The organism is Providencia sp. PROV122 (assembly GCF_028482365.1).
GTDB lineage: Bacteria > Pseudomonadota > Gammaproteobacteria > Enterobacterales > Enterobacteriaceae > Providencia > Providencia stuartii.
Genome location: NZ_JAMPQI010000019.1, coordinates 60,271 through 77,640 on the forward strand (window position 1 = coordinate 60,271; position 17,370 = coordinate 77,640).

Annotated in this window: 11 protein-coding genes, 1 tRNA gene and 1 pseudogene; 8 read left to right on the forward strand and 5 right to left on the reverse strand. The window is 38.6% G+C overall.

The features are described 5' to 3' along the window. Positions 1 to 101 precede the first annotated feature (101 nt). Complete coding sequence (locus PSE69_RS14590; protein ID WP_121875336.1) at positions 102 to 1,061, forward strand: TerC family protein; 960 nt, start codon at positions 102 to 104, stop codon at positions 1,059 to 1,061. Positions 1,062 to 1,334: 273 nt separating this feature from the next. After that, complete coding sequence (gene sstT, locus PSE69_RS14595; RefSeq protein ID WP_036943096.1) at positions 1,335 to 2,588, forward strand: serine/threonine transporter SstT; 1,254 nt, start codon at positions 1,335 to 1,337, stop codon at positions 2,586 to 2,588. 84 nt (positions 2,589 to 2,672) lie between these two features. On the opposite strand, the gene PSE69_RS14600 is transcribed toward sstT, so the two are convergent. Continuing rightward, positions 2,673 to 4,694: an NADPH-dependent 2,4-dienoyl-CoA reductase gene (locus PSE69_RS14600; RefSeq protein WP_121875335.1), complete on the reverse strand. Its 2,022-nt coding sequence runs from the start codon at positions 4,692 to 4,694 to the stop codon at positions 2,673 to 2,675. A 249-nt stretch (positions 4,695 to 4,943) separates the two neighbouring features. Here PSE69_RS14600 and PSE69_RS14605 point away from each other — a divergent pair, with 249 nt between their 5' ends. Both PSE69_RS14605 and PSE69_RS14610 read left to right on the forward strand, forming a co-directional pair. Next, positions 4,944 to 5,540: a GNAT family N-acetyltransferase gene (locus PSE69_RS14605; protein ID WP_014657597.1), complete on the forward strand. Its 597-nt coding sequence runs from the start codon at positions 4,944 to 4,946 to the stop codon at positions 5,538 to 5,540. A 371-nt stretch (positions 5,541 to 5,911) separates the two neighbouring features. Next, positions 5,912 to 5,988, forward strand: a tRNA-Ile gene (locus PSE69_RS14610). Between the two features lie 1,939 nt (positions 5,989 to 7,927). Here the strand turns inward: PSE69_RS14610 and PSE69_RS14615 are convergent. The 3 genes and pseudogenes from PSE69_RS14615 to PSE69_RS14625 form a co-directional block, all read right to left on the reverse strand. Continuing rightward, positions 7,928 to 9,115 (reverse strand): MFS transporter, encoded by a 1,188-nt coding sequence (locus PSE69_RS14615; protein WP_053109755.1) that lies wholly within the window; start codon positions 9,113 to 9,115, stop codon positions 7,928 to 7,930. Between the two features lie 248 nt (positions 9,116 to 9,363). Beyond that, positions 9,364 to 9,729, reverse strand: a complete 366-nt coding sequence (locus PSE69_RS14620; RefSeq protein ID WP_052127991.1) for a tetratricopeptide repeat protein — start codon at positions 9,727 to 9,729, stop codon at positions 9,364 to 9,366. A 39-nt stretch (positions 9,730 to 9,768) separates the two neighbouring features. Further along, positions 9,769 to 10,208: pseudogene (locus tag PSE69_RS14625) on the reverse strand (transposase); the annotation flags it as partial. 482 nt (positions 10,209 to 10,690) lie between these two features. Here PSE69_RS14625 and PSE69_RS14635 point away from each other — a divergent pair. The 3 genes from PSE69_RS14635 (at position 10,691) to PSE69_RS14645 (ending at position 14,882) form a co-directional block, all read left to right on the forward strand. Then, positions 10,691 to 10,990 carry an HdeA/HdeB family chaperone gene (locus PSE69_RS14635; protein WP_014657621.1) on the forward strand — a complete coding sequence of 100 codons (300 nt, stop codon included), beginning with the start codon at positions 10,691 to 10,693 and terminating at the stop codon, positions 10,988 to 10,990. A gap of 524 nt (positions 10,991 to 11,514) precedes the next feature. Beyond that, positions 11,515 to 13,719, forward strand: a complete 2,205-nt coding sequence (locus tag PSE69_RS14640) for a TonB-dependent siderophore receptor (RefSeq protein ID WP_004925228.1) — start codon at positions 11,515 to 11,517, stop codon at positions 13,717 to 13,719. A gap of 62 nt (positions 13,720 to 13,781) precedes the next feature. Further along, on the forward strand, positions 13,782 to 14,882 hold the full coding sequence (locus PSE69_RS14645) for an ABC transporter substrate-binding protein (protein ID WP_121874937.1): 1,101 nt from the start codon (positions 13,782 to 13,784) through the stop codon (positions 14,880 to 14,882). A gap of 162 nt (positions 14,883 to 15,044) precedes the next feature. On the opposite strand, the gene PSE69_RS14650 is transcribed toward PSE69_RS14645, so the two are convergent. Beyond that, a complete protein-coding gene (locus PSE69_RS14650) occupies positions 15,045 to 15,938 on the reverse strand; it encodes a LysR family transcriptional regulator (RefSeq protein WP_121874936.1) in 894 nt (297 codons plus the stop codon). Between the two features lie 98 nt (positions 15,939 to 16,036). Between PSE69_RS14650 and PSE69_RS14655 the strand changes: the two genes are divergently transcribed. Beyond that, positions 16,037 to 17,368 carry an MFS transporter gene (locus PSE69_RS14655; protein WP_121874935.1) on the forward strand — a complete coding sequence of 444 codons (1,332 nt, stop codon included), beginning with the start codon at positions 16,037 to 16,039 and terminating at the stop codon, positions 17,366 to 17,368. Positions 17,369 to 17,370 lie beyond the last annotated feature (2 nt).

The window sequence follows — 17,370 nt, forward strand, 5'->3', positions numbered from 1 at the left end:
CATCGTTTACAACCAAAAGATAGTCACTCTAGGTTAAAAACAATTAAGCGGCTGATGCCTTCTGAGGTGTCAGCCGTTTTTTTTGTAATTAAGGAAATTATATGCACTCTGTTGGTAGCCCTATTTTATGGGGAAGTTTCGCGGTTATCATTCTCATAATGTTGCTTGTTGACCTATTATGGCAAGGCAAACATAAAGACCAAGTTATGTCGATGAAACAAGCGGCGATTTGGAGCACGGTGTGGGTGACGCTAGCATTGATGTTTGCTGGGGGATTTTGGTGGTATCTCAAAAATACGGTAAGCCTTGAATTTGCTAATAGCCAAACAACGGCTTTCTTAACGGGTTATGTATTAGAGAAAGCTTTAGCGGTTGATAACGTATTTGTGTGGTTAATGTTGTTCAGCTATTTTGCGATCCCAGCGAACCTACAAAGACGTGTTTTAGTTTATGGGGTACTCGGTGCGATTATACTGCGTACCATTATGATCTTTGCAGGCAGTTGGCTCGTATCTCAATTTAGTTGGATTCTTTACATTTTTGGCCTGTTCCTTCTCTTTACAGGTATCAAAATGGCTTTTACAAAGGAAGATGGCTCTCCAATTACCGATAAGCCCTTGGTAAAGTGGGTTCGTTCTCATTTACGCATGACTGATGAATTACACGGTGAAAAGTTTTTCATTAAACGAAATGGGTTACTTTTTGCTACACCACTTTTTTTAGTCTTGATCCTTGTTGAAATCAGCGATGTGATTTTTGCGGTAGATAGCATTCCCGCTATTTTTGCTGTCACCACGGATCCGTTTATCGTATTAACCTCAAATCTTTTTGCTATTTTAGGCTTACGTGCAATGTATTTCCTACTGGCTGGGGTCGCTGAAAAATTCACTATGCTTAAGTACGGTTTGGCGGTGATTTTGACCTTTATCGGTGTGAAAATGCTTTTAATGGATATTTATCACATTCCAACGATCATCTCTTTGGGGACGGTTGCAACAATTTTAGTCGCCACTTTAGTGATTAATATTATCGTTAATAAAAGAAACGCTTCTAACTGCTAATCTTTCACTGCTTAATTAACTCAAGCACTCGGCATAAAAACCGAGTGCTTTTTCTCTTTAACAGACTGAAAAATATCATAGATTTCTCAGTTTCCTATCCTACTATAAGAAACAAAATACAATTAGGATCACAGATATGTAAATATATTGTTAAAATAAAAAAATTATTGTCTATATTTAAAATAATCGCCTTTCCATAAGGTATTTATTCCTTATACTGGCAGAGCAAACACATTTAATTCCTAATAAAGATAAATAATGTATGGGTCTCTTATGGAAACAAACAAAACAGGGTTATGGCAGGTTATTACGAGCGGTAGCTTAGTTAAGCAAATACTCGTAGGCCTGATCGCAGGTATTTTATTGGCATGGTTATGGCCATCAGCAGCAAAAAATGTTGGGTTATTGGGCGATTTGTTTGTTAGTGCGCTAAAAGCGGTTGCTCCTATACTCGTTTGGGTACTGGTCATGGCATCCATTGCGAATCATCGCAAAGGGCAAAAAACCAATATCCGTCCTATCTTAGTATTGTATATATTAGGTACGTTCTTCGCGGCGTTGGTAGCCGTTATTGGTTCTTTTATATTCCCATCCAGACTGGTATTAGCACTCGGTGATACTCAGTTAACACCTCCTGGAAATATTGCAGAAGTGCTTAAAGGCTTGTTAGTGAATATTTTTGCTAACCCAGTCGATGCATTGATCAAGGGGAACTATATCGGGATCCTCGCATGGGCGATTGGTTTAGGTATCGCTTTACGCCATGCTAGCGAGACGACTAAGAACCTGATTCAAGACTTCTCAGAAAGTGTGACACAGCTTGTTAGAGTGGTGATCCGCTTAGCGCCTCTTGGGATTTTTGGTCTCGTTTCTTCAACAATCGCAATAACAGGTTTTGCAACATTAAAAGGCTACTTCCATGTTCTCGCTGTGCTTATTGGTTGTATGCTGATTGTGGCATTAGTTGTTAACCCTCTGATTGTATATTGGAAAATTAAACGTAATCCGTATCCACTCGTTTTCGCATGTTTACGTGAAAGTGGTGTAACCGCCTTCTTTACGCGTAGCTCTGCTGCAAACATTCCAGTGAATATGGGGATGTGTCGTCGCATGAATTTGCATGAAGATACCTACTCGGTTTCTATTCCTCTGGGTGCGACGATCAATATGGGCGGGGCTGCGGTTACCATTACAGTACTGACCTTAGCGGCAGTGCATACTTTAGGGATCCCTGTTGATATTCCGACAGCGCTCTTACTGAGTGTGGTTGCTGCGGTTTGCGCATGTGGTGCTTCTGGTGTTGCGGGTGGCTCCTTACTGCTCATTCCATTAGCCTGTAACATGTTTGGTATTTCGAACGAAATCGCTATGCAAGTAGTTGCTGTTGGGGTGATGATTGGTGTGCTGCAAGATTCAGCAGAAACAGCACTTAACTCTTCGACTGACGTACTATTTACAGCAGCAGTTTGCCTTGCTGAAGATGAGAAATTGGCTGATCCTACAGCGCAATTATCACAAAAAGACTAGTTTAGTCTCGATAAATATCCATAGAAAAACCCGCTGACGGATAGCGGGTTTTTTTATAGGTTAGCATTATAAATATGGCGCTTTTTATAGCTGATAGGCTACTTTCATTCCTTGTTCAATTGCTCTTCTTGCATCAAGCTCAGCAGCGACATCAGCGCCACCAATGACGTGAGCTTGAATCCCATGCTCTGCGAGAGGCTCTTTTAATGGGTGATATGGCTCTTGGCCTGCACAAAGAATGACATTATCGACGGGGAGGCAATGTATTTTATCTTGATAGCGAATATGCAAGCCATCATCATCAACTCGCATATATTCAACACCATTAAACATCTGCACGCCACGCTTCATGAGTGATAAACGATGAACCCAGCCTGTGGTTTTACCTAGCCCAGCGCCAACTTTACTGTTTTTGCGTTGTAACAAATAGAGTTGGCGAGAAGAGGGGATAGGATGAGGAGATTGGCTCAATATTCCTCCGGTCGAATTGATGCTGGTATCAATATTCCACTCTTGATTAAATAACGATATATTCAAACTGCTGCTTGGGCCTTTTTGGCTTAAAAACTCAGCAATATCAAAGCCAATTCCCCCGGCACCAATGATAGCAGCTGAACGGCCTACCATGCGCTTTCCAGTTAGTACATCAATATAGGAGAGTACCTTCTCGTGTTCACGCCCTTCTAGATTAATGGTTCTGGGCACAACCCCCGTTGCAATAACAACTTCATCGTAACCAATAAGGTCACGAATATGCGCTTGATGTTCAAGCTTGACTTCAATATTTAGAATTTCCAGTTGGCGGCAGAAATAGCGGATTGTTTCGTGGAACTCCTCTTTTCCGGGGATCTGTTTAGCCATATTAAATTGGCCACCAATTTGATTGGCTTTTTCAAATAAAGTCACTTTATGACCGCGCTTGGCTGCATAAATGGCACAAGAGAGTCCGGCAGGGCCTGCACCAACAATGGCTACTGTTTTTATTTGTGTCGCCTGTTCATCGGGATAATTCAATTCTTTTACGGCCCGAGGATTCACTAGGCAGGTAGCGAGCTTGCCATTAAAAATTTGATCAAGGCAGGCTTGATTGCAGCCAATGCAAGTATTGATTTCATCAGCATGATTTTCTTGTGCTTTCCGAACAAATGCTTCGTCGGCAAGGAATGGGCGAGCCATCGATACCATATCCGCTTGACCTGAACTAATGATCCGTTCGGCAACAAAGGGATCGTTGATCCTATTCGTTGTGATCAAAGGAATGGTGACTTTTCCCATTAATTTTTCTGTTACCCAGCTAAATGCATGACGTGGTACTTGTGTTGCAATAGTTGGGATCCTCGCTTCATGCCAACCAATACCTGTGTTGATCATTGTTGCGCCAGCTTGCTCAATCGCTTTCGCTAAATATTCAATTTCTTCCCAGTTGGAACCTTCCTCTACGAGATCTAACATTGAGAGGCGATAAATAATGATAAAGTTTTCACCCACTGCCTGACGGATTTTACTGACAATTTCGAGAGGGAAACGGATCCTATTATCGTAACTTCCTCCCCATTCATCAGTTCTATGGTTTGTGCGCTTGGCGATAAATTGATTAATAAGGTAGCCTTCTGAGCCCATTATTTCGACACCATCATAGCCTGCTTGCTGTGCGAGTTTTGCTGTGATGACAAAATCATTAATCGTTTTATTAATTTGTTCTGTTGTGAGAGCGTTGGGGGTAAATGGAATGATCTCAGCTTGGATGGCACTAGGGGCAACAATATGAGGATGAAAACCATAACGACCCGCATGTAAGATCTGCAAAGCAATTTTACCGTCAGCGCTGTGTACTGCTTGGGTGATTTCTTGGTGAAAAGGCAACTGTTCCGGAGTATTGAGCACCGCGCCATGAGCGGTTAAGGCACCTTCTTTATTTGGTGCGATCCCTCCTGTAATTATTAAGCTAACACCATTTTCTGCGCGTAACCGATAAAAATGAGCCAAACGCTGGCTTCCTTCCGGATGTTCTTCAAGCCCCGTATGCATGGAACCCATTAAAATACGGTTTTTTAGTACTGTGTGCCCCAAATTCAGTGGGGTAAAAAGATGTGGAAAATTGCTCATATTTTTGCTCCCCTGCGGGGTTTTATTAACAGGTCAGATGAGTTAACTCTAGCGCAATGATGGGAACAATAGAAAAATATGTTAAAAAAATGTGATATTTATCATATGATTTATTGGTAAATTGCAGGTAGTCTAGGTCGGCACAGGCGATTTTATTTTTTTGTCATAATTGGCGTGTAAAACAGGGTGGCTATTAGGGAACTTAACCAGTAAAGATATTTTACCATTGTACGAAAAAGGATGGTTACGATGAAAACGATTTGCGAGGCTATAGAACTTGAAGGGGGCTTTGTAAAACTGGAGCTGCTGTCCCACCAATATGACTCTGAGTTTATGGAAATTATTCAAAGAGATAGTTTACATAAACTATGGTATACCTCAGTACCTGAACCAGAAAACCTTGCTAAAGATGTTGAACGGCGTTTAAAGCTATATCAGCAACAAGAAATGTTACCTTTTGCAGTGATGAATAAAAAATCAGGTAAAGCTGTTGGGATGACCGCCTACAATAAAATTGACCAAGAGACTCGTCGAGTTGAAATTGGTGCAACCTGGTATAGTCGAGAAGTTCAACGAACTGCAATTAATACAGAAGCGAAATTCTTGTTACTCCAACACGCGTTTGAAACCTTATCTTGCGTTGCCGTGGAATTTAGAACTCATTTTTTAAATCAGCAAAGTCGAAGGGCGATAGAGAGACTGGGCGCTAAACTTGACGGGGTACTAAGAAGTCATATGTATACTCGTACTGGTGAATTACGGGATACCTGCGTATACAGTATTATTGCGTCAGAGTGGCCATCGATAAAACACCATCTACAGTGGCAATTGGAGAAACCTCGCTAATAGCCATTCGCTGAGTTTATAAAAAATAAGTCTCTGTGATTAATCAATAAGAGAGGTTGGTTAATCGGTGCTGTTTTCTGTTTAAGAAATAGTCATTATCAATTAAATCGTTTGATTTTTATATAGTTAGACTAATTTTTTTGATTTTTTATGCATAGCATTTGGTTGTTATCAGTGCTGAGTTGTAAAAATACTTGTTTAAAAGGCAGAGGGAAGAGGGATAAATGCGGCTCTTTGAACAAGAGTTATCATTTTGAGTAATGATATCTTGCTGAATGATAAAGTAGAAAATGGAATTGCGTAGAAAATCACCATACAGTTTTGAAAGACTAGACCTGAGAGAAAACAGCACGTATAATCGCTTCCACTTTGGCCCCTTAGCTCAGTTGGTTAGAGCAGTCGACTCATAATCGATTGGTCACTGGTTCAAGTCCAGTAGGGGCCACCAAATTTTAGCTGTTAAATCAGCGCATTAAGCCACTTCTTAGCAAGTGGCTTTTTTGTTTCCATCCTATTCCTTTAGTTCAAGAAATCTCTTCACTGAAGTTCTCCCTATCTATTGAAAATAATGAATTTAAACTATTCGCTTCAAGATTAATTAGGTATCCGTTCCGGTTAAGAACCTAATGATAAAAATATTTCTTTATGCTGTTAATGGGAGTTTGACTTCTACAAGATACGATTTATTTTTATTTGATTGTCATATATAGATCATCCATTTAAGGTTGGTTGAGTAATATTTATTTTTAAATGAGAAAGAAGTATTCCCATAATCATTAAAACTATTCCTTTATGAATGTTTAATTAATTATAAAAATCACCATTGAGAATGTTCTTAATAGTGATCAGATTGATGGATTTTATAGGTGTTTCGTGATGACAACTTTGTTGTATGTTTAATCATGCACATTGGTTTAAAGAAAATATCCTCATAAAAATCACGATTAATTTTAAAAAGCATATATCTGTTAAGATTTTAAATTATATTATTAATTAAAATTTAAAGTGAGAAAGAAATATTTTTATATAAAGAAGTGTTTTTCTTGTTAATTGGTCTAATTTTTTATAATTAATGGAATTTAAAAATATATTATAGCATTTGTGTGGTGTTTAAATCTATTTAGTTATCCTTTATTGCGTTTTTGTAGGCTGTAATTGTAGGTTTTCGTATTTTTATAGTTGTTTTTACTTATGTGGTTATTGTTCTATGGTGAGATTAGTCTTAAATGGTGTTTTTTTATTTTTTTGAAATCTTTTGTAATAAGTTTGTTTTAATTTATTCTGACTTATTAAGTTCATGATTATTAATGAGTATTTTTAATTTTATAATTTAACTATTACAACTTTAAAGGGTTTTTGGGGAATTTTAAGCTATTGAATATTTAAAATTGCTGGAATATTATTAATCCCGAATTAGGTGTAACGACGATTGAAATATATTGTTTAAATTTAGTTTGCACATAAATGTATATAAAGTGTTGTCCTCCCAGGTTTTACTTTAATATGGTTGTTGTGCACTCTGAAGTTTAATTTTTTGTCCATGTTACTATTTCTACAATTACAATAATTTATTAACGCTTGGTTACTATATTTTGTGTTGTAGAAATAGTTTCTTTTTGAAAATAACTGTAGGAGTTAGGTAAAAAGCTCCTTAATGTTAAAGCGCCTACCTTAATCATACAATCATAATCTTATCAAGTTGACAAAAGCGAACTGAGAATGAGTGATTTTATAGGTTCGTTATCGGTCGGTATATTTTTACAGCTATAAATATTTGAACGTTTCGATAAATAAATTGTTTTTGATAGCGACTATCTATTTGAATTGCTACCTTGGCGGTATTATTGTTTTCACGCAGAAGGAAATGGTGCGATTGTCGTGATATAGCTAATTTAGCAACTTGAACTGGGGAACGAGTATTTCATTACTCAACAGAGGATATTGATAACATATCAGGTTCACGTAATCTCAGTGCTGAATTTTAATTTGGGGTCACTTAACGGGGTCTAGGCTAAAATAACACTGCATCTAAAGCTATCAATGCGTTAATCAACCATAGATGAATAGCAGGCAGTTCAAGTGAAAGCCTAAAGGCATTCACAATAAGCCTCACCGATGAATAAAAAAATCAGCCGGTTGCAAGCACACAATACAATTCAAGAAAGCTACCGCACTGCTGATACTAGACCTTCTGTATAATTCGCGATAGCTCAAGTGCTGTGGGCAAATTTTATTGACCATGACAATTTTGAGAGAAAACCGCTTTCCAATATTTCCTCATAAGACAAAATGAGCTTACTGAAAATGGATAGAGTCATACGTTATCATTAATGTGAAGAAAACCTCGACTTATCAAAAGTAAGAAAATTATTATTTTATAACTTAAATTATGACTTTGACTGTTTTATAAAGTAAGCAACTAAGGCGAATGAGCATAGGGTGCATAACGCTGCAAAACTAATAAAGGTCAACATTTGTGTCGAATTGACTAAAATATATCCACCAATGGCAGGGCCAATAGCCATTCCACCACCAATTACCAAATTTATGTTATTCATGAGCCTACCGCTGGTATCAAGCTGGGAGACCGCTCCCATAATAAAAGGTAAGACAAATGTCCATGTGAATTTAAACAATAAGGCGGCAACAATAAACCGTATTACGGTAGGTGAACCAATCAATAACAAGATACTTGCCATTAATAATCCATATCCTAAAAACACTAATTTATTGGTTTTAAACCGATTAGAAACAGTTGCCGCAATCACCGCACCAACCATACCTAAAATGGTGGCGATCGCTAAAATCTGACCATTCTCTTCAGCATCTAGCCCGCTATTTTGGCCAAATACACCTATGAATGTCCAAACTTGGCTCAAACAAATATAGAAAATGAGTATCGCAATAATGGCCATCGCCTTATTAATAAATGCATTTCGCGGGTGAGTTGATGAGTGATGATGTTGATCTTTTTCCATTATCACATTAGGAAATGCTCGAATTAATGGAAAAAAGATGACCATAAAAGCAGCGAGAATAAAGTAAACGATACGTAATCCGTAGAGTTCAAATAACGGTGGTAAGACAAGTAGTCCAAGTGTACCTAATGCGAGTTGACCTAAAACCCAAAAAGCGTACATGCGGCTCGGGTTTTCTGTTTTTCCGGCACATGAAATACACAGTATCATTAATGTACCACCAGCTAATGATGCTATGACGCGAAAAATTAACAAGGTGATATAGGTGGCCGCGAAAGCAGAGAGTAGGTTACCTATGATAAAAATAATGGCAGAGATAATGGCTATTTTTTGCCAATTAATACGGTTGATCCAATACCAAGCAGGAACAGTTGCAAAGCTCATAGCCCCTAATTCTGCTGAAAAAAGATAACCTATTTTATCGGCCGATAACTGCCATTGAGAGCCCAATTGAGTTGCAACTGCCGGCGCTGTCATCAAAATACCTGGGGCAATGGCCGCAAAAATAATAATTGCGAGTAGTAAACTCAATGAAGATTTTAGGATGACTTTTGGTGGCATGGCATTGACATCTTGTGTGTGCAGCGATTCGTTCATTTAAGCACCTCGTCAATAATAAGCAGTACCTTCGGTGAATGTTAATAAAAAGTTAATAATCACTTGTCGATTTTAGGGTGAAATAACGAAAGGTGACTATCATTCTTAAGAACGAAAAATAGGGCTTTTTTTGTTTTTTAGCGGCAACATCAAGAAATTTGCAGATTATCTGATAGGTTGAATAAACATACATTGGGAAAAGTTAATGGGATTTAAGTTCCCATTAACGTTTAAATAGAGAGGCTGTTTTAGAAATGTTCGCTATGCGATTTTTCTAGCGCGAAGCAGGCTTTTTCTAAGCCCCCTTTGCAGGCCAACTCAAAATAGTAGCGTGCCGCATAAGGAGAAGCATTTTCGACTTCACCTTTTTGCATGAGCCAGCCAAGGTTATATTGTGCATATGCATTGCCCTGTTCTGCTGCACGCATAAACCATTTCTGTGCTTGTTCAATGGAAACAGGAACTCCATCTCCTTGATAGTACATTAAGCCAAGGTTGAGCTGTGCATCTTTATCGCCCAGTTCATTTTCCACAGAGGTTTTCAGTAGAATGATGTTAACCGAGCCGCTTCTGCATCGGCGTAATACCGCTAAGACCCATGTGTGGTCACTCATGATTATAATGGCATAACCAGTTTGTCGCGACCTCCTGTACTTATTTTTTGTTGTCAGCTCAGTCAGCAAATCTGTAATTTGCTGATTTTCATCGCAGAGCACAGGCTGATAACGATAACCACTTTCACTAATACAAAAAGTCTCGCACGTAAGCCGGACACTGATACCTCTGATCTCCACCGCAGTCTAAGCCAGTTCACGGCGCTGCAGTAGTGTTACCACTTTTTTGCATGGCTTCCTGAATAATTTCGGCTTTAAAATACTCTTCGGCATCCATTTTTCAGCCGCCAGTTCTTATCTTCAAGCTCTTTAAGACGGGTCATCATGGAGGCATCCATCCCTTCGAACCGTGAACACCATTTATAAAAACTTGCGCTGCTCATGCCGTGTTCGCGGCAAAGCTCGGGAACTGGTGTTCCTGCCTCAGTCTACTTGAGGATTGTGATAATCAGACTGTCAGTAAAACGTGATTTTTTCATATGGATCCCCTCGATTCATATTACGAGAAAATTCCACTTATGAACACTCTGGTTTTTCGGGAGGATTACTCAACGATTGAGCAACATAATGCTGTTGTAAGATTAATGGCGCTATGCAAGGATCCTAACAAAGAGGTGGCAGTATCATCAATTAGGTCATTAAGTAAGCTAGCCGGTTATTTTCCGGGGACAGAAAAATAATGAAATCTCTATGCTCATTTATTCCAATAAACAATTTATATTTTAAATATTAGGTTCAGTGATAGGTTTATATTATTATTTTTATTTACTCTTATAGAAACTTAAATGAAAGCTTTTTTTTCTATTTTATCAATTTAAGTTAATTATAAAAAGATGGTCAAGTTAAGTCTTTTATTTTCTATTTTTATCATCCAAATAAGATTATATAAACTTTAATAAGTTTGTGATAAAAATAAACAGCCACATTGTTATGCATTATTTATACACATAAGAGGTTTATAATGAAAAAGATTGTTATCTCTAGCGTTTTAGCTGCTATGGCAGCATTCTCTTTTAATGCGATGGCTGCGGACTCGAATATTGTCACGCCTGAAAAAATGACTTGTCAGGAATATATTAACCTGAACCCGCAAAGCTGGGCACCTGTTGCATTGTGGATCACCAATATGGATACACAATTTAAAGGTGGTGATTATGTTGCGTTAACAGAGCAAAGCGTTGCTGAAGCGCCACAGATTGTTGAATTCTGTAAGAAGCACCCTGAAGGTACGTTACAAGATTACTTAGCGTCAAAAAAATAAGTTAAATTTATGCCCTAGATAATTTCAATTTAGGTTAGTTGATAAGTGAGCAAGTCGTTAGGCACAGACAAAATGTTGTGGTGAATACGAGCGAACCTAATCAATAACGTTGTCACTTGAAATATTATGGGTAGTACAAAATCAAAGCCTTGTTAATGTGGTGTTTGTTTTTAGTTTAATCAAAGGCAAACACCTTACTATTCGTTTTATATATCGTTTTAATTGGCTCGACGACGACATAGCGACTTAGTCATAACTTGTTATTGATGGTAGCTCAAAATCCGATAAACCTGCTTTTTGTCTGATCTCCTCCAGCATTTCTTTTTCTGATTTATAAATATTTGGCTTCTCCTATCTTCTTATCTGCCGAAAGCGTCTAAAAAAAGACATAATAATGATAATAGTTCTTAATAGTATGTTTGTTATCAGTTAAAATTAGCCGCTAATTTAGCCGGATAAAAAGCCGTAATGCTATCGGCCGCGGCTTTTAAAAAAACACGACAACCTATTAGGATCTTAGGCACATGAAAATTAAGCATCTTTGGATACTCTCTCCATGTTTTGCTTCATTTATTGCACCAGCAACATTCGCAGCAGAAAACAAACAAGATGAAATGACTGTCTCGGCAACGCGTTCTTATCGAAGTGTGTCGGAGATGGCCCAAACCACATGGGTTATTGATAATGTTGAAATTGAACAGCAAGCAGAAGGTGGCAAAGAGTTAAAAGATATTCTGTCACAATTGATCCCCGGTATGAGTGTTAGCGGTCAAGGACGTACTAATTACGGCATGAATATGCGTGGCCGCTCAATGATTGTGATGGTGGATGGCGTACGTTTAAATTCTTCGCGTAGTGACAGCCGCCAATTAGACTCTATCGACCCATTTAATATTAACCATATTGAGGTGATTTCTGGCGCGACTTCTTTATATGGTGGCGGTAGTAGTGGTGGATTAATTAATATTGTCACCAAAAAAGGCCAAGAAGAAAAACAAGTTGACCTGCAAATTGGTGGAAAAACCGGTTTCAGTAATGGCAAAGATCATGATGAAAATGTTGCTGCGGCAATGAGTGGGGGTAATGAAAACGCCCATGGTCGTTTATCTGTTGCCTATCAACGTTATGGCGGTTGGTATGATGGCAAAGGTAAGGCAATTAATATTGATAATACACAAACAGGCCTACAATTTTCTGATCGCTTGGATGTAATGGGCGCTGGGGTTATTAATATTGATGATAATCAGCAGCTACAAGCCACGGTTCAATATTATAAAAGTGAGTCCGATGGCAAACATGGGCTTTATTTAGGCAAAGATTTTGCGGCGGTGAAAGGCCAAGGCGAAGCCCATAATAGTGGCAAATTAAACTCAGATCGTTTACCGGGTACTGAGCGCCATATGTTGAATTTACAATATTCAAATGGCGACCTTTGGGGGCAAGATTTTGTTGCTCAAGTTTATTATCGTGATGAATCACAAAAATTTTACCCATTCCCCGCTTTAAATAAAGCAAAGGATGTGACCAGCATTAGTGCTTCCGATCAAAAAACCAATTTCTATGGCACTAAGCTGACGTTTAATAGTGAGCCTGTCGATAATCTGACGCTGACTTATGGTGCTGACGCTGAGCACGAACAATTTCGTGCTAATCAAATGTTCTTTAATTTAGATAAAGCGAAAGAATCAGGTGGTATGGATTTGAAAAAAGCCTATCAAGTTGGGCGTTATCCAAGTTATACCACAACCAATATGGCCGCTTTCTTACAAAGCAGCTACGATATTAATCCAATATTCACTTTAAGCGGCGGTGTGCGCTATCAATATACCGAAAACAAAGTGGATGACTTTGTTGGGTATGCTCAACAGCAGCAAATTGCAGAAGGTAAGATAAAATCCGCCGATGCAGTACCTGGGGGGAACACTGATTATAACAATTTACTCTTTAATGCAGGTCTACTAATTAATTTAACGGAAGATCAGCAAACATGGTTTAATTTCTCTCAAGGCTTCGAAATTCCTGATATTGCAAAATATTATGGTACAGGGAAATATGCAGCAGCCCCTGATGCTAATGGGCATTTGGCATTAGAAAATAGTATTAATATTAATGATACTAAAGTTAAAGGCATTAAAGTTGACTCTTATGAGCTGGGCTGGCGTTATACCGGCGAGAACCTACGTACACAGATTGCAGCATATTATTCATTGTCAGACAGAAGTTATGACATTAATAATACGGATATGACGATTTATATGAAGTCAGATAAACGTCGTATTTATGGTGTGGAAGGGGCGATTGATTATTTCTTCGATAATAGTGATTGGAGTGTTGGTAGTAACTTTAATCTGCAAAAGTCAGAAACCAAAGTGGATGGTAAATGGGAAAAATGGAGCGTTAAATTTGCTAGCCCATCAAAAGTTACTGCTTATGTGGGATGGGAGCCTAATGATTGGTCTCTACGTTTACAAAGCCAGCAAACCTTTAATGTTTCAGATGCGGATGGTAACAAGCTCGATGGCTATAATACCGTGGATTTCTTAAGCAGTTATTTATTGCCAGTTGGTAAAGTCAGTTTTGCGGTAGAAAATTTACTGGATGAAGATTACACCACCATTTGGGGACAGCGTGCGCCTAAATTATATAGCCCGAGTTATGGGGCAGCAGATCTGTATACCTATAAAGGTAGAGGAAGAACTTTTGCGTTGAATTATAGTGTGACGTTTTAAGTTGAATATTTTATGAGTCATCTTATTGATGGCTCATCTTTATGACTCAATGAGGTTATTGAATGAAATGGCTATTAACCGGATTATTATGCTTAGTCAGTGTAATTGCGTCAGCTAAAACGCCTACATTAATTACGGACTTACAAGGACGTGAAGTGAGTGTTGATCTTCCTGTCGAAAAATTATTTTTGATTGATGGAAGAGATATTTTGTCGGTCGATATTGCCGCGGGGCAAGACGCTTTTTCACGTATTGTTGGCTGGAGTGATTCGTTAGAACAGTACGCGCCTGATTTAAAGCAGGCTTATTTTTCTGCGGTTCCTGAGTTAGCCAAAATACCAACACTAAGAAAAACCCGTGAGACGGGCATTCAAATTGAGAAATTACTTGAGCTGGCGCCAGAAGTGGTATTAATGCATAAATCTAATTATGCAGCGATGCGCGATAGCCAATTTATGCCACAATTGGAAGCAGCAGGGATCAAGGTTATTTTTATTGATTTCCGTATGGATATCGCCAATAACACGCCAAAAAGTATTGTGTTATTAGGTGAATTATTAGGAACTCAGGAACGTGCAAACCGCTTTGCAAAATTGTATCAAGAAAAGCTAGCCGCCATTGAAGAGCAATTGAAAAAACCTTATCCATCGGTATTAATTGAGGCTAATGCGGGTTTATTCACGGATAGTTGTTGTCAGCTCTACGGTCGGTCAGGTTTTGGGGTTTTAGCAAGCCTTGCGGGTGGTAAAAACTTAGTGGAAGACAAGTTTCCGGCTAAAGGTGCTGAAAGTTCAATTGAAAACATTATTACCCTAAACCCTGATTTTTATTTATTAACCGGTGCAGATTGGCAGAATTTTAATCGCCGTTCAACAGCCGTTAAACTGGGTTATTATGCAGATGCAACGGTTGCTAAAAAGCAATTGGCTACGCTTGTCGATCGCCAAGGGATTTCATCGCTGACAGCGGTAAAAGATAAGTATGTCATGGCGGTTTACCATAATTTCTATAATAACCCAATGAATATTTTTGCTATTGAAGCCATGGCTAAGTTTATGCATCCGCAGACTTTTGCAACCTTAGAGCCAGAGCAAAATTTGCAGGAATTCTTACAGCAGTTTACGGCTATTAAAGCGAATGGGGTGTTTTGGATAGCCCTTTAATATACTCGTCATACTTTACGCTTTGCTGATGACGCTGACTCACACTCACACTCACACAAGTCTGTGCTCTAGCGCCTTAGTCATTTGTTGTCTAGCTGCACCCAGCGTTATTGACAGTCGCGATGCTATTTTAAGGCCGTGTTTCGATGAGACACGGCTTTTTTATAGGCTAAACTTTTCAACTAAGTAATCAATAAAGACGCGTGTTTTCGCAGGTAGAGTGGTGCTATTGGGATAAAGTAGCTGAATATTCTGTGAAGGTAGATAAAATTCAGGTAATAAACGAATGAGACGCCCTGCATTAATATCATCATTAACTAGCCAATCAGGACAGATAGCGACCCCAAGAGAGGCCAGTACCATTTGCTGGATCACTGCTGCTGAATTCGATTCATATTGGCCTTTTATGATGGGAAGAGGGTATTTTTCCCCTAGAGTATTTTTTAGAACGTATTGTGTATCTTGCCAATTGAGTAATGAATGGGTTATCCAAGGAATTTGTGCTAAATCGTTAATACCTTTAACGGGATAGTGTTTTAATAGTTCAGGGGTCGCCACAATATAGATTTGGTATTCACCTATTTTACGTATTTTTAGTGATGAGCTTTTTAAATTCCCTAAACGTATCGCGAGATCTAATTTTTCGGTGACCAAATCATCTAATGATGAATTAAAGCTGTATTGCAGGCGTAACTTCGGGTAAAGGCGACAAAATTCAGGTAGTAAAGGCAAAATATAACGTTGGCCAAACTCATTCGTGGATGAAAAACGCAGTAAGCCTGTGACGTTTGTTGCTAAATTTTGGCTTCTTTCAAACGCTTCTTCTATCTCTAATTGAATACGTTTAAAGTCATCATAAAAATGCTTACCCGCCTCGGTGAGGGCAATATTGCGCGTATTTCGTATGAGCAGACTGACATTCAGCCGCATCTCTAACTGTTTGATATCAATACTGACCATAGACCGGCTCATGCCTAAAATATCAGCGGCTTTGGTAAAAGAGCCTGAGTCCACCACTTGCAGAAAAGTGGTTATTTGCTTAAGGTTTTTTTGCATAATCAGTCTGATTGTTTGCCATTATTAAACAATGAGTTTAATCCTCTTATATCGACAAAGAAAGGGGGAATACCTACTCTTGTGCGCCGGAGGTAGGTATGTCTTATCGATATAAAATCGCAACTGTTTTTTTAATCGGCTTCTTTATCGACTGTATTAATATTTTTATGTCAGCGATTGCATTGCCAGATATTGCTTCAGCGTTTTCTACCAGCCAATCAATGGTGGCTTGGGTCGCTAATAGTTATATCTTAGGTTTAGTCCTGATCATGCCATTGAGTTTGTGGCTCGCTGGGCAGTTAGGTAACCAGAAACTGCTCAGTATTTCTATGCTGTTATTCTCAGTCAGTGTTTTATTGTGTGGGCTGAGTCATTCAATTTATAGCTTGGTAGTTTGGCGTTTTATTCAAGGCGTTGCTGGTGGGCTATTGATCCCTGTGGGACAGGCTCTCGTTTTTGAGCTATTTCCAGGTAAAGAGCGCCATCGTATTTCAACTTTAATTATGGTTGTCGCTTTAACGGCCCCTGCATTTTCTCCAGCAGTAGGGGGAATGATTATTGATTCATTATCGTGGCGCTGGGTATTTTATGCTAATTTGCCTTTCTCATTATTTGCGGCAATCTTAGCATGGTGGTGGGTGAATAATGATGGGCGGCAACAAAGAGAAAAACCTGATGTGATAGGGTTGATTATGGTGAGCTTTAGCTTACTGTTCTTATTGTTATCCTTTTCATTTTATAACGACTATCATAGCCTTGTGCTGGCCGTAAGTAGCTTTCTATTTTCCGCTTTTATTCTGGTTTTATATCTTCAATACGCCAAAAAATGTTCGGCGCCCATTTTAAATTTTCAGTTACTCGTAAATAGCAATTTGCGTAATGCTTTTATTGTTTATTACGCAGTACCTGGTGTATTTACAGGTGTCAATTTACTCAATATTTTTAACTTACAAAGCAATTTGCATTTTAGTGCAGCTCAGACGGGTATGTTTATGCTGCTATATGCCGCAGGGGCACTACTATCAATGCTAAGTGGTGGTTACCTCTATCACCAAGTTGGTAAGAAAACACTATTTTTTGCAGGAATGACGACTCATAGCTTAGGAATAATGTTGCTGTTTTGGGTATCAAGTTATTCAGATTTGCCTCTACTCATTGCTGCTTATTTATTAATGGGGGCTGGTGGTGGGTTGTGTACTAATACCGCTCAGATCAGTGCATTAATTGATTTTTCAGGGAAGGATTTATTGCAAGGGAGTGTGCTATGGAATATTAATCGCCAAGTTTCGTTCAGTGTGGGAACGGTCGTGTTGGTATCTATTTTTAGTGTCGTCACCGTACAAAATGATTTATTACGCTATCAGTATACCTTCATGATAGCAGCGGTTGTCGGCCTACTATCATTAATCGCAGTATTAAAAGAGAGATAATT